Origin of the sequence: Archangium lipolyticum, from assembly GCF_024623785.1 — a bacterium.
In the GTDB taxonomy this organism is placed as follows: domain Bacteria; phylum Myxococcota; class Myxococcia; order Myxococcales; family Myxococcaceae; genus Archangium; species Archangium lipolyticum.
In genome coordinates, this window is the sequence record NZ_JANKBZ010000025.1 from 168666 (window position 1) to 182330 (window position 13665).

13 protein-coding genes and 1 pseudogene are annotated in these 13665 nt (G+C 66.0%); 5 read left to right on the plus strand and 9 right to left on the minus strand.

All coding sequences use genetic code 11. From position 1 onward, the window contains the following. Window positions 1-23: 23 nt before the first annotated feature. The 4 genes from NR810_RS37690 to NR810_RS37705 all read right to left on the minus strand — a co-directional run bounded on the left by NR810_RS37690 (window position 24) and on the right by NR810_RS37705 (window position 4757). Entirely contained in the window at window positions 24-1271 is a 1248-nt protein-coding gene (locus NR810_RS37690) for a 3-dehydroquinate synthase II (RefSeq protein WP_257459677.1), read from the minus strand. Window positions 1272-1381: 110 nt separating this feature from the next. Next, window positions 1382-2623: a phenylacetate--CoA ligase family protein gene (locus NR810_RS37695; RefSeq protein WP_257459678.1), complete on the minus strand. Its 1242-nt coding sequence runs from the start codon at window positions 2621-2623 to the stop codon at window positions 1382-1384. 21 nt (window positions 2624-2644) lie between these two features. Then, window positions 2645-3397, minus strand: a complete 753-nt coding sequence (locus NR810_RS37700) for an amidohydrolase family protein (protein ID WP_257459679.1) — start codon at window positions 3395-3397, stop codon at window positions 2645-2647. A gap of 28 nt (window positions 3398-3425) precedes the next feature. Next, window positions 3426-4757 (minus strand): phenylacetate--CoA ligase family protein, encoded by a 1332-nt coding sequence (locus tag NR810_RS37705; protein ID WP_257459680.1) that lies wholly within the window; start codon window positions 4755-4757, stop codon window positions 3426-3428. A 309-nt stretch (window positions 4758-5066) separates the two neighbouring features. Between NR810_RS37705 and aroQ the strand changes: the two genes are divergently transcribed. Then, window positions 5067-5510, plus strand: a complete 444-nt coding sequence (gene aroQ, locus NR810_RS37710; RefSeq protein ID WP_257459682.1) for a type II 3-dehydroquinate dehydratase — start codon at window positions 5067-5069, stop codon at window positions 5508-5510. 14 nt (window positions 5511-5524) lie between these two features. On the opposite strand, the gene NR810_RS37715 is transcribed toward aroQ, so the two are convergent. Beyond that, a complete protein-coding gene (locus tag NR810_RS37715; RefSeq protein ID WP_257459683.1) occupies window positions 5525-6829 on the minus strand; it encodes a flavin monoamine oxidase family protein in 1305 nt (434 codons plus the stop codon). 111 nt (window positions 6830-6940) lie between these two features. After that, the gene (locus NR810_RS37720) at window positions 6941-7375 is read right to left on the minus strand and encodes a cysteine/serine endopeptidase inhibitor (RefSeq protein ID WP_257459685.1); all 435 of its coding nucleotides are present in this window, start codon (window positions 7373-7375) and stop codon (window positions 6941-6943) included. On the opposite strand from NR810_RS37720, the pseudogene NR810_RS52900 reads away from it, so the two are divergent. Next, window positions 7326-7499: pseudogene (locus NR810_RS52900) on the plus strand (trypsin-like serine protease); the annotation flags it as partial. The gene NR810_RS37720 and the pseudogene NR810_RS52900 overlap by 50 nt on opposite strands. Window positions 7500-7698: 199 nt before the next feature. On the opposite strand, the gene NR810_RS37725 reads toward NR810_RS52900, so the two are convergent. Further along, complete coding sequence (locus tag NR810_RS37725; RefSeq protein WP_257459686.1) at window positions 7699-8685, minus strand: hypothetical protein; 987 nt, start codon at window positions 8683-8685, stop codon at window positions 7699-7701. Window positions 8686-9258: 573 nt separating this feature from the next. Here NR810_RS37725 and NR810_RS37730 point away from each other — a divergent pair. Together NR810_RS37730 and NR810_RS37735 are read left to right on the plus strand one after the other, a co-directional pair. Continuing rightward, window positions 9259-9762, plus strand: a complete 504-nt coding sequence (locus NR810_RS37730) for a DUF3291 domain-containing protein (protein ID WP_257459688.1) — start codon at window positions 9259-9261, stop codon at window positions 9760-9762. 9 nt (window positions 9763-9771) lie between these two features. After that, window positions 9772-10698 carry a cyclase family protein gene (locus NR810_RS37735; protein ID WP_257459689.1) on the plus strand — a complete coding sequence of 309 codons (927 nt, stop codon included), beginning with the start codon at window positions 9772-9774 and terminating at the stop codon, window positions 10696-10698. A gap of 39 nt (window positions 10699-10737) precedes the next feature. Here the strand turns inward: NR810_RS37735 and NR810_RS37740 are convergent, their stop codons facing one another. Together NR810_RS37740 and NR810_RS37745 are read right to left on the minus strand one after the other, a co-directional pair. Then, complete coding sequence (locus NR810_RS37740; RefSeq protein WP_257459690.1) at window positions 10738-11664, minus strand: pyridoxamine 5'-phosphate oxidase family protein; 927 nt, start codon at window positions 11662-11664, stop codon at window positions 10738-10740. Between the two features lie 123 nt (window positions 11665-11787). Then, a complete protein-coding gene (locus NR810_RS37745; RefSeq protein WP_257459691.1) occupies window positions 11788-12423 on the minus strand; it encodes a glutathione S-transferase family protein in 636 nt (211 codons plus the stop codon). A gap of 101 nt (window positions 12424-12524) precedes the next feature. Between NR810_RS37745 and NR810_RS37750 the strand changes: the two genes are divergently transcribed. Continuing rightward, window positions 12525-13427, plus strand: coding sequence for a LysR family transcriptional regulator (locus NR810_RS37750; RefSeq protein ID WP_257459692.1), 903 nt, complete (start codon window positions 12525-12527; stop codon window positions 13425-13427). Window positions 13428-13665: the final 238 nt, after the last annotated feature.

Genomic DNA, 13665 nt, shown 5'->3' on the forward strand with positions numbered 1-13665 from the left:
AGGTGTCGGAGCGGGGGAGGAGCTCAGGTCTCGATGATGTGTTCGTCGACCTTGATGCCCACGTGCCGGCCGGGCAGGGCCAGGTGGGCGAGCACCTTGTCCCCGGGCTTCAGCTCGGTGATGTTCAGCGGCTTCGCCTCGTCCGAGAAGATCCGGACGTGCCAGTCGTCCTGCATGATGACGTTGATGCGCTCGCCGCTCGCGAACTCGACCTCGATGAGGCGCAGGGGGCGGACCTCCGTCTTCATCCGGCCGACGCTGCCCCGGCGCGTGGCCCCGGAGCGGTCGACGATCATCACCGGCGAGCCCGCGCGCAGCTCGCTCATGTAGTCCGTGCGGTTGCCGAAGTTGTAGACGTAGCTGTGCACGGCCCCGGCGTTCACCCGGAAGGGGCGCAGCTCCATGTACGGCAGGAAGAAGACCTCGGGGCAGCACAGCACTCCGCCCTGGGAGGTGGAGCCCACCAGGATGCCTTCCGTCGGGGAGAAGAGCGTGGTGGTGTCGATGCAGCTGCGGTAGCCCATGCCGATGGGCACGCTGCGCACCAGGGTGGCCACCTCCAGCTTCACCGCCGTGCGTTCCATCCGGCTGAGCCGCGAGACGAACTCGCTCAGCGCCTCGTGGGAGCGCGGCGAGAACATGACGCCGTCCGCGCCCACCTCCATCACGCCCAGGGTGACGATGGCGTCGTCCACGTCCGTCGGGGTGTTGATCTCCTTGATGAGCACGGTGTGCGTGGCCTGCAGCGAGGCGATCACCAGCTCCAGCGGGATGTTGGTGGGATCCCTGAAGCGGATCATCAGGTAGGCGTGATGGACGCCTTCCTGGATGGACGCGTGCAGGCTGGCCCCGTCATCCACGTAGGCCCGGTAGCACGTCTTCAGCCCCTGTTCCGCCGCCTTCGCCAGCACCTGGACGTCCGGGCTGGCCACCACGAAGTCCTGGCCGCCCTGCGGCAGGGCCTGGAGCCGCTCGAGGTCCTCGAGGCTCCGCGCCTGGTAGACCTTGAGCATGCGCGCCGGGATGGCGGGCGCGAGCGCGGCGAGGTTGTCCGGGTAGAGGACGACGCCGGTGTAGGCCAGGTTGACCACCCGCGCGAGCATGCCCTCGCCGTCATTGGGAGTAGCCAGCCCGGCCGTATCGAACCAGACGATGAGGGCGTGGCTCTCCTCCGCCCGGTTGCGGTCTCCCTCGATGCGCTCGAGCCGGATGCGCTCGCGCTTCTGCATGTTGATGACATCACCCACACTGCTGGTGCTGATCGCGGTCATGATGGTTCATCTCCCCCGGCGTTTCACATTGGATGTGTTCCGCCCGCGGCACGAGGGGTGCCGGGATGAGTGACGCGGGCGGAGATTTCGTCTGGATCAGAGCCGCTCCGTCACGAGCGGTGTTCTGGCTTGGGCTGTGACGCGCACACGTAGATGGGTTTGCCTGTCATTCCGAATGAGACCGGCTCCTTGCGGTCGTAGAGGGTCCCCTTGGGGACCAGGTCCACCTCCAATCGGACACCATGGTGCTCCTCCAACCGGGACAGCAGGGCTGGCCGCAGCGAGTCCCCGTCCCGCTCCTTCTCCACCACGAAGTGCAGCCTTCCATCTGGCTCGGAGGACACGCGCCAGAAGCGCCGGCTGGGCAGTTGGGAGACGATCTCCTCCAGCTCCCAGAGATCGAGTGGCCTGCCCCCACTCCACAGCAGGTCTTCCACCCGGCCGCGGATCCGCAGGGTCGAGCTCTCACCACACCCGCAGGGCCGCTCCAGGCGCTGGACGCGATCCCCGGTCAGGTAGCGGATCAGCGGCGAGGCCCTGCGCGTGAGGGACGTGACGACCAGGTATCCCGTCTCGCCCGGTGCCACCTGCTTCTCCAGCTTCTCGTCCAGGACCTCCATCCAGAAGTGGCCCTGCCAGGGATGGAGCTGCTGCTCCCGGCAATCCATGGCCTGGGGACCCGTCTCGGTCATCCCATAATTGTCATACACGGGGACACCCCAGAGCTCTTCCAGCAGTTGGCGCCGGCAGTGGGTCAGGGGCTCCCCCGCGCAACAGATGGCCCGCAGGTGGGGGAAGTCGCGGCGGGGGTCGAACCCCGCCATCTCCGCTGCCTCGGCGATCATCACCGCCGAGAGAGAGATGGTGGCCAGGACGGTGACCTGCAACTTCCGCAACAGTTCGACCACGCGAGGCAGCGGGGTGATGGTCGTCCGGCTGTCGGCGGGGATGACGCAGGCCCGCTTGTGCTGGGCGGCGGCATGGACGAAGTGTCCGATGGTGGAGAGGGCATAGGGGAAGCGGATGAGCACCCGGTCCCCGGGCATGAATCCGACACCCCACTCCGAGAACCGCCGTTGGATCTCCGCCAGGTCCTCTCCGCTGTACCAGACGGAGACGGGAGCGCCGGTCGTCGCGGAGGACTCGTGGTATTGCAGCAACTCCTGGCTCGGAACACAGACCAGGCCGTGCGGTGACTGCCGACGCAGGTCTTCCTTCGTCGTGAAGGGCAACCGCTGGAATTCCTCCCAGGAGCGGAGCGGTGTTCCCGGCAGGCGCTCCTTGTAGAAGGCGGAGCCTCGTGCATGCCGCAGCACTTGATTGATGATCTCCAGGCGTTCTGACGTGGCCATGGGTCGTGATTCCCCTGTGGTTCAATTCAGGTGGAGCAGCTCGCGGATGTTGCCGCCCAGGATCCACTCGCGTTCATCAGCGGAGATGGGAAGCAGGAGGATCTTCGTCATCTCCAGGGCCGGGTGGGAGAGGGGGTACTCGGAGCCGAAGATCACCTTGCTCGCCCCGGTCCTCTTCACTGTCTCCACGATGTGCAGGTAGCTGCCGAGCGACGTCTCCAGGAAGAAGTTGTCCAGCCTGGCGGCTGCGTCCGTGGCCTCCCCGTCGGTGGGCAGCGCTCCCATGTGCTCCAGGATGAAGTTCGTGCGGGGGAACTTCCTGGCCAGCTGGACGTAGTCGGGGGTGTTCGCCCCCGGCCTCCACCCGTTGTGGGAGACGATGGGAACGCCGTGTTCGCCGCACAGCGTGGCCAGCTCGCCCATCATGTCATCCGGGAACGAGAATTTGTGGACCAGGGGAGACACCATCAGGCCCCGGAACCCCTGCTCCAGGTATTGCTCCAGCTTCTCGACGGCCTGGGGATCGCTCGGGTCCACGCAGGCCATCCCGATCAGTCTGGGACTGGACTGGACCCACTGGCCCACGTAGTCGTTCTTCGGCACCGTGTCTGGCTTCTTCTGGCCAGACACGAACTCGCTCATCTTTCTCACATCCAGCATGCCGCCCGGGCAGATGACGGCCTGGTCGATACCACTCTGGCTCAGCACCTCCAGGTATTGATCCGTGGAGCCATAGGTGGTGGGAGAGACGTGTGCGTGGGCATCGATGATCATGGATGGATTCCTCCGGTGGTGGGGTGAATCACTCACGGACGACGCGGACCGCCTTGGCCGTCGGGCGGGGCAGGCGATCGACGAGCTCGATGTCGAAGGGCAGGCCCGTCGAGGCCTCCATCCTGCTGGCGAGCGTGGCGGCCAGCTCCGCGGAGGGCTGGACCCCCTCCGCCAACTCGCAGCGGATCTTGATGCGCGCGCTGTCCGAGGCCGGCATGACGAACTGGAACCAGTTGCCGACCTCGGGCATCCGCATCAGGAACTCCTCCAGGAAAAAGGGCGAGAGCGGCTTGCCCCGGAAGTGGATCTGATCGAACGCACGGCCCTTCATGTGGAACCGGGTGAGCGTTGAGCCGCAAGCGCACGGGGCGGTCTCCAGGCAGCCCAGGTCTCCCGTGCGGAACCGGATGATCGGACTGTCGTAGCGCAGGAGCGCCGTCACGACGATCTCTCCGATCTGCCCTGGCGGCAGGCTCGCCCCGGTCCTGGGGTCCACGATCTCCATGAGGACGTGGGCCTGGGCCAGGTGGTACCCGTTGTGCTCATCACATTCGATTCCGAGCACTCCGCACTCGAGCGAGCCGTAGAAGTAGTTGGCCGTGGTCCCCCAGATCTTCTCCACGCGCTTGCGGAAGGCAGGCGAGCAGCCTTCGCCCGTCAGCCACATCTTCTTGAGTGTCAGGCTCGTCAGGTCGAACGAGCCTCTGGCCGCCTCCTCGGCCAGGATCATGGACCAGGAGGGGCTGGTGACGACGACCGAGGGACGCAAATCCCTGATCATCTTGAGGGTCTTGGCGGGTGTGGAGTAGGCGCCTCCCTTGCCGGCGGGGATGACCGTGGACTGGTAACCATCCATGAAGGTCTTGTGGAAGGCGAGCCCCGCCGTGCTCATCTCATAAGGAAGGGCATTCAGACACACGTCGCCCGGTCCAACGGGGAACAGCTTCGCGTACCGCGGAGAGAGATCGTGGAGCAGGTAGTCATTCCACGTGTACGCCATGTAGATCTCTTCACCGCCCGTGGTTCCGGTGGACACCTGGACGAGCACGACGTCCTTCTTGTCGCAGGTCAGCAGGAGCCAGGGCCGTCCGCGGAGCTCGTCCTTCGTCAGGAAGGGGAGCCGGGAGAGATCCTCCAGTTGCTCGATATCGCCGGGAGAGACCCCGGCCCGGGTCAGCTTCTCCCGATAGAAGGGCGAATGCTCGTACGCCCGTTTGACAATGGCCTTGAGTGATTCGAGCTGATACCTGGCCAGGCTCTCGGGGAGCATGGTGTCCGCCTGCCCCTCCCCGGAGAAGTAGTTGGAGATGACAGGAGGGGTCCGCAGGGTCCGCAATCTCTCTTCGAAGCTGAAGCGCATGTCTCGCTACCTTCCTTTTGGAAGCCAACGATGATTGGAATCAGTTCCCGCTCTTGGTGTGGGGATTCACGGAACCCAATCTGGACACGGCGCATGCCCGCGCTACATGGGCCCAGCCTGCCAGGTCGTATCCATCCGTGAGACAGAGCGACTTCCGTACAGGTCTCCCCGCAGGGTGGTACGAGCAGGCTCGAAGCGCTTACCTCGAGAGCCTGTTCATCCCAGGAGACGAGTCACTCCGCCCCGGGGGCGATTGTTGCTCCAACGATCGTGTGGTACGCCGCCCGCGGGTCCTCGAAAGGAAGAACCGTGGCGAAAATCCTTGTCATCCATGGTCCCAACCTGAATCTGCTCGGAAGAAGGGAGCGGAGCATCTACGGCTCCGACACCCTGGAGGAGATCAACCACCTCCTGTCGGAGGTCGCGCGGCGGCACCCGGTCGAGCTGGAGTTCTTCCAGTCCAATCACGAGGGGGCCATCATCGACAAGATCCAGGCGGCGATGGATACGGCCCAGGGCATCCTCATCAATCCGGGAGGATTCACCCACTACAGCATCGCCATCCGGGATGCCCTGAGCGCGGTGGCCCTGCCCACCGTCGAGGTCCACCTGTCCAACATCCATGCCCGTGAGGATTTCCGCGGGCATACGGTGATTGCGCCCGTGTGTATCGGACAGGTCGGTGGGTTTGGAAAACAGAGCTATGTGCTGGGCCTCCTGGGATTGTTGAGGCACCTCGAGCAGAAGGGATAGGGCGCGGAGCGCGGCTACCGCCCCAGCACCTCGCGGGCCGCGCGGAGCCCGGTGGCCAGCGCCCCGTGGACGGTGCCCTCCTCACCCTCGAGGTGGGTGGCCTCGCCGGCGAAGAACAGCGTGTCCTGAACCGGCCGGGCCAGCACCTCCATGGCATCCACCGCCCCAGCGGGGATGACGCAATAGCCTCCGCGGGTGAAGGGCTCGCGCTGCCAGTCCTGGACGCGCCAGCTCTCGAGCCGCTCGTGGAGCGCGCGCCGGGGGAGCTTGAAGAGACGCCCGAGCACCTCCAGCGACTGCCGCAGTACCTCCTCCTCGCGCAGCCGGGAGAGCGCCTCGGCGTCGGGGCCACCGGACCAGCCCACGAGGTAGCGAGAGCGCAGGGGCTCGAGCGTCCACCAGGTGGGGAGGGGCTGGCCAGGGGCATGGAAGAAGCCGTAGGGCCGGGTGTCCTCGCGCTCCTTCCAGAAGGGCGAGCGGAAGCGCAGGAGCACCTTCATCAGTGGCCCCATCTCGAGCCGGGCGAGGGCGCGCTCCTTATCAGGGAGGTGGGGAACGAAGCGCACCGCGCCGGGCTCGGGAGGGGCGGCCTTGAGCACGCCCACGGGCAGCGTCACCACGGCCCGGCGGGCGCGGAAGGTTCCCAGGGGTACACCCTCGCGCGTCCGGGCGCGCACCTCGACTCCCTTGGGAGACCACCGCACCTGCTCGGCCACGGCATTGAAGAAGAGGGTCTCCGGCCGGCGCATCAACCCTCGGACGAGCGGCTCCAGTACCCGGTCATAGCCTTGCAGCGAGCGCGAGGGCGCGATGCCTCCGAGTTGCTCCGCTGCGCGCTCCATGCGGGCGATGGCGAGTGAGCTGGCCGTCTCCACGGTGGCCGCGTAGAAGCCCTCCACGTAGGAGCGGGCCATGCGTGCCTCGAGCTCGGACCAGTCGCCCGCGTGCTCGGCGAGCAACTGGCTCACGGGCCGGTCCGGGGGCTCGGCGGCGGCGAGATCCTCCAGGAAGTCGAAGGACGTGTCTCCTTCCGCCAGCTTGCCGCGCCAGAGGAGGGCGTGCTTGTCGTTGCACGTGCCCACCTTCACCCCGGCGCGCCGGGCCAGCTTCAGGAGCACGGAGGGCTTGCCGTGGATGAACTCCGCACCCAGCTCCAGGGGAGTTCCGTCCACGGCATCTCGCACGGTGTCCACCCGGCCACCAGGGCGCTCACGGGCCTCCAGCACGGCCACGCGGAGACCCGCGCGGGCCAGCCGGTCCGCGGCGGCGAGCCCCGAGGCCCCGGCCCCCAGGACGACCACATCGCAAGAGCAGTCCATGCCTCTTCCATGGGCACGCCAGGGGCGTGGGGCACGTGCTCCTCAGGGGTCCTGTCCGCCGCTTGACAGGGGCGGTACTGTCCACAATGAATGCCTACGCCACCCGGCTGATTAGCAGTCGACAATGCTCCAGCTCGCGCCTTTGGCCCTGCCAACGTCCGTATGGGCGAGTTTCTGGAACGCTGGCAGGCTGAGGTCGATGGTGGTTGCGTTACACCCCGGGCATTTATCCTTCACCGGCACCGTGATTGTCTTCCCGTTGTACGTGACCCTGGCGCACTTCTTACAGAGAGGATCATTTTCGGGGGAAGCAGCCGTCCAGTATACATGGGACACGGATGCCAACTCCTGCGCGGCGGCGTTGATCTGGGTGCCGCAAGCGCCGTAACCCGCGTCGTTGTAATAGCTGAAAACTCCATTTCCTTTGATGGAAATGCCCTTGCTGCCTGAGCTGTTCTTCTTTTGCGCGACGGCCACCGCGGCGGTCAGCATGATGATGAGCGTTACGGGAAGGGCTTTCAGCGCTGTTTTGGAAAGACTTCTCATATCGGATCTCCTCAGGGGTCCACCTTACCTGAACGACGAGGGGAGGTGCACGGGCACCCTGGTGCGCCCCACCAAGGTGCTCACCGCGGCCCACTGCGTGGATACGCAGCGCACGGGGGCGATGTTCTACGGCGCCGATGGCTTCAGCCAGGTGACAGCGCAAGGCTGGACGAGGCGCTGGAGCAAACGGGGACGCGAGGACATGGCCTTGGGAGAGGGGCGCCTGGCCGAGGAATGGGCCGAGCCGGTGGAGTTGGAGGTGGCGCCCCCGCCGTGGCTCGGGCACGGGGCACGCGAGCGCAGACGGAGACCCTCTCATCCGTTCACGGGTTCTGCTCCTCCAAAGGGGCATACTTCGAACAAGCGGATGCCTGTCGCGTGTAACTGGCAAGAGCGTCCTGGCTCAGTTTGTCCGATTGCAGTTTCGCTACCCGGATCCGATGCAACTTGGCTTCTCCAAGAAGCATGCAGAGGAATGGTTTGAATGCCTCTCGAAGGCGGACAGCGGCTGACTGGGCAAACGTAGCAGCCGCGACGCAGTTCGCATCGAAGTACGCCTTCCCAACGCAGGATTGCAGCCCCTGAGTCACTTCTCTTCCCGCTGCATCTCGCCCAAAGAGAGCATCCCGAAGTTCGAGAGCGTTGTTGCTGATGAATGTCCCACCGTCTGGCAACTGACCTCCAAAATAATGCAATCGAAATTCGTGCCAGCGAGTGTAGGTTGTCTCTTTCATCGGCATTGCCCCGATCTTCCAGGCTAGCGTCACCAATGCACTGTCAAATGCCGCCCATCGATCATGGATTTCTTTTGTGCACGCACTTCCTGGCGCCACTTGCGGTTCGGCGTCATCAGTCGTCAAGCAGGGCTCAGCAAGACGCGCAGCGGCAACATCCACTGCCGTCGCATCTTGAATCAATCCTGAGAGGAGTTGTCCCTCCTCGCGGAGATTGTCAATCTCCGCCTGTCGTGCTTTTTCGTGGCAAGAGTAGAGTTGGGCGGCCAATGCGAACCCCATGGGGATGACCAACAGGCCAGCCAACTCTCGTGCAATCCTCCACCCAGGCCGATAGTAGAATGTCTGATCGGAGTCACACTCGGTGCACCGCCCCTTCTCCATTGCCAGGCTGTTTCCACAGAAGGCACACAATCCGGCTGGGGTGGTGCTTGGGCTTGGAGGTGCTGGCAGCGAGAATGTGTTTTTGATTGCTTGTGCAGCGCGAATGGTCGCTTGTACGATGCGGTTGGGCTGTTTCGGATTGCCCATCCCGCCGCCAGTCGATGCTTGTCCACTCCCTACGATGTTGCTCATTTGGTTCCGCCGTATTCAGCAATCAAGCGCTTGTGGCCCCGTTCCACATGGCGGATGAAGTATAGCTCGGTTGCTATCCGGGAAGCAGGGGGGGCACAACGCTCCCTCCATCAGGGCGGAGCCAGAAGGGGAAGGAGCGGAGGTCCGCAGGGCGGCCCCATCTGTCCTATGCGCTGCTGTCCGTTTGGACTCAAAAGGATCGTGGGCGCCTCGCGCGCCTGAATCGCCCAGAGGAGGAGCCGCGCTGGGACGTCCCTCTGGAGGACGCGCTGGAGCGGAGGACGCCGCCCCGGGCAGCGACCTCCTGGAGACCCAGCCGCTGATGGGGCCCTTCGCCCGCGAGATGCCTGCCACGGAGCCCATCGCGCTCCTGTCCGCACTGCCCCAGGGCCAACCCATGGAGGAAGGCTGGGATGCGCGCCTGGACCCAACGTGCCGACGCGGACCCGTGCACGCCACGGAGAGGTCCATCTCCGTGGCGATGTGCTGTTTGGGGCCGTTGAAACATTCCAAGCTGTTGTTCTTGGCCGCCGGGCGGGAGCAGGATGGGGGCTCTTCGATTCTGGAGGACACGTGAAGACCTGGCACATTGCCCAACTCAATGTCGCTCGCGCCGTCGCACCGCTCGACAGCCCGCAGCTCGCGGATTTCGTGGCGGCGCTCGACCACATCAACGCGCTCGCCGAGGCCTCTCCCGGCTTCATCTGGCGCCTCAAGAGTGACGAGGGCAATGCCACCGACATCAAGGTCAGCGACGATCCCAACCTCATCGTCAACATGTCGGTCTGGGAGTCGGTCGAGCAGCTGTTCGAGTACGTCTACCGCACGCCGCACACGAAGGTGATGGCGCGCCGGCGCGAGTGGTTCGAGCATCCGGCGGAGGCGCATCAGGTGATGTGGTGGATTCCGGCCGGCCATGTTCCGACGGCGGAAGAAGCGATGGAGCGTCTGAGGCATCTGCGCGAAAACGGACCCACGCCGCACGCCTTCACCTTCCGTCAGCGCCATCCTGCGCCGGAGCAGGTCGGCGACCCGACCGACATGAAGCCCGAGCGCGACTGTGTGGGTTGGAAGTAGATGGCTCCCATGACCGGGCAATGGCGCGTGCAGTTCGATGCGAAGGTGGAGTTCCAGAACGGAGGCTGGTTGGAGGTCGAGGGCTTCCGCCTCGACATCCCTGGAACGGAGATCGATGACGATGCGCTTGCGGTGGCGCTCGTGCGGCACCTCGGGTTGCTCATGGTGGGAGAGGTCCGTATCCGCCACAAGGCGTTGATTCGCGAGCCTCACAAGGGTTCGCGGGGGATGAGCGGGTCCGAGCCGCGCACGGAACCTCGGCGGCTGGTGGAGCTGAGCCATGTCATCCGCCATGGAATGGTCACCTACCCGGGGCTTCCAGGTCCGGAAATAACCGAGCACCTGACGCGGGAGTCCTCACGGGCTCGCTATGCGGAGGGCACCGAGTTCCACATCGGTCGCATCTCGATGGTCGCGAACACGGGCACGTACCTCGACACGCCATTCCATCGATTCGCTGGGGGCGCGGACCTCGCGGCGATTCCTCTCGGGAAGGTGGCCGACCTGCCGGGCCTCGTGGTGCGTGTGAATGACAGTCGCGACCGCGCCATCAACCGGAACGTGTTCCCGCCGTACGACGTGCGGGGTCGCGCGGTACTCGTGCACACGGGCTGGGACCGGCACTGGGGCACCGAGCGTTACGGTACCGACGCACCATTCCTCACCCGCGACGCGGCGGTCTGGCTGGCCGAGCAGGGAGCTGGGCTCGTTGGCATCGACTCGGTCAACATCGATGACATGGGAGATGCCACGCGGCCCGCACACACGCGGTTGCTCGAGGCAGGCATTCCCATCGTCGAGCACCTGTGTGGGCTGGAGCAGCTTTCCACGGACGGATTCCGGTTCCACGCCGCGCCCCCACGGGTTCACGAAATGGGCACGTTTCCGGTGCGTGCATATGCGGTCGTGAACGGCGGAGCCTCCAAGGGCGAGTGAGGCGGGTATCTCCACATGGGCCTCCGCACCCTCCGCGCGCTAACGCGGCCCGAGCCCCTTCCAGGAGCCGGTGGCGCCGAGCTGCGGAGCGGGCTGCGCCTCGGACCATCGCAACGGCACGCCGTCCTCGATCCACGTGCCTTCCGTGACGCGGAAGCGCAGGAGCCGCTCCGCCCCCGTGAAGGCCTCGACCTCGGGCCCATCCCAGACGATCTCGGTCTCGCCGGTCAGCGAGAGGAGCCCACCGGTGGCGAAGTCGACGAACAACAGGCCCGCACGCGGGTTGAGGACCAGGTTGCCAAACGTATTGAAATGAAGGTTGCCGTTGAAGTCCGGGGCCGTCAGGACGGTGCGGCCGGCCTCCTGCGTCACTCGCACGAAGCCGGGCCTGCCGCCGCGATGCGAGACATCGACGCCTTCGACCGGCTCGTCACCGCGCGCGGCCGGTGACGCCGTGGCGATGAAGAACGTATCCGCGCGGTCGATGAGCTCGACGCTCGCACCGGACAGCAACGGGCCTTCCTTCCGCACGGGTCTCGGCTCCGTGACACGGGAGGGCTCGGTCACGAAGACGGGCTCCCGTGCGTGGATGTACCGCGGGCAATTGCCGAAGCTCTGCTCGACCCGGACGACGAAACGGCCCTCGCCGAGCTCCACCACCGTTCCGTTCATCCGGTTGCGGCGGCGCGTCTCGAGCTGGATACCGAGAAGGCCCAGGGGCGCGCCTGGGAGGAGGTTCTGGCCCAGGGCATCTCCGAAACCGGGGAACGCGGAGACCACGAGCGTCCGCGGGTCGGGCGAGGCCACGAAGCCCGGTCGGCCCACGAGGATGGAGGCCCATGGACGCCGCTCACCATCCAGACTGCCGACGAGCAGGAAGGGCAGCTTGCAGAACAGCTCGCGATGCTGCTCCGGCATGAACGAGCGGACGACCTTGCGCCCGATCTGCTCGAGGCGGGCACGCATCCCGACCCGCTCCTGGACGGCCTGCTCGCCGGCGTGGAATGGCGACCGTTCGTGGGACCAACCCGGCAGCGGTGCACCGGGAGCGTTCGGTGGAGTGCTCTGGGACATGACACGCTCGATGGCTCAGGCCGCGAACTGCGTCGGCGTCCGCCGCATCGGCACGAAGCCGGGCAACGCCTCGATACGCGCGAGCCACGCCCGGACGTTGCCGTAGGGCTCCAGGGACACGCCACCCTCGGGGGCGTGGGCGGTATAGGAGTAGAGCGCCACGTCGGCGAGGGTCGGTGCGTCCTCGGCGAGGAAGCTCCTGTTGGCCAGATACGGGTCGAGCACCGTGTAGAGCTGGGTGGCGATCGCCTTCGCGCGCTCGGCGTCGAGCTTCGTGCCGAACACGGCGACCAGGCGCGCCGCCGCGGGACCCGACGCGAGCGGCCCGGCCGCAACCGAGAGCCATTGCTGCACCCGCGCGGCCGCGACCGGCTCTCGCGGAAGCCAACGCCCCGAGGGGTCGTACCGTGTCGCGAGATAGACGAGGATGGCGTTGCTGTCGGCCAGCGTCACCTCCCCGTCCTCGAGCACCGGCACCTGGCCGAACGGGTTCCTTTCCAGGAACCCGGGGGTCTTGTGCTCCCCCTTGGCGAGATCGACGTCGATGAGCTCCGACGGGAGCTTCAGCAGGGACAGGAACAGCTCGACCCGGTGCGAATGGCCGGACAGTGCGTGGCGATGGAGACGGAGGGGACGGACGGGGACGGTCATGGGCGATGAGCCTCGCTTTCGATGGGCAAGATGCTCGTTGCCGCCCGCGAACGGAATGCGCGTTCTTGACAATGCACCGTTCCACGTCGCGGAATGATGGTGTGGACCGGCTCGAGACCCTGCGCGTGTTCGTCGCGGTGGCGGAAGAAGAAGGCTTCGCGCCCGCGGCCCGGCGCCTCGCGATGTCGCCGCCAGCCGTGACGAGGGCCATCGCCGCGCTAGAGGAGCGGATTGGCACCCGCCTGCTTCATCGCACGACGCGCATCGTGCGCCTGACGGAGGCAGGCAGCCGGTTCTTCACGGACTGCAAGCGCATCCTCGGGGAACTCGAGGAGGCCGAGGCGTCGGCAGCGGGCTCCCATACCGAGCCACGCGGGCAACTCGGGGTGACAGCATCCATGATGTTCGGGCGGATGTTCGTCGCGCCCATCCTCCTCGACTTCCTGGCCCGCCATCCGCACGTCACGGCGAGAACGCTGCTCGTCGATCGCGTCGTGGACCTCGTGGATGAGGGGCTCGATGTCGCCGTGCGGATCGCTCATCTACCGGATTCGTCGTTGAGCGCGGTCCGGGTGGGTTCGGTGCGGCGGGTGGTCTGCGCATCCCCCCGGTATCTGGCCGAGCACGGCGTCCCACGCACTCCGGCCGAGCTGTCGCGTTTCGACGCGCTCACGTTCTCGTCCACCGCCTCACAGCAGCCCTGGTCGTTCGCGTCGGGGACGAGGGTCCAGACGGTCAGCCCACCCACGCAACTGATCGTCAACACCGCCGAGGTCGCGATCGCGGCAGCGGTTGCCGGGCGAGGGGTGACCCGGGTGCTCTCCTATCAGATCGCCCCGGAGCTGCTCTCGGGGAAGCTCCAGATCGTGCTCGCGGATTTCGAGCCTCCGCCCATTCCGATCCACGTCGTGTACCTGGAGGGCCGGCGTGCCCATGCGCGGGTGCGTTCCTTCGTCGATTTCGCGGTCGACCGGCTCCGGTCCGAGAAGTCCTTGAAAGGGTGAGGGGGGTGGAGCAGGTGGAAGCCGAGGCTCGGGCACGGGGCACGCGAGCGCAGACGGAGACCCTCTCATCCGTTCACGGGTTCTGCTCCTCCAAAGGGGCATACTTCGAACGTAACCGTTCACCGCCCAGGCTCGGTTGATGAGGAGGCAGAGGGGAGGTGACCGGAGAAGTGGTGCTGGACAAGGGGACGGCAGACGTGGTGTAGCAGAAGCATGGCCGAGGTGGACCCCCGAGACG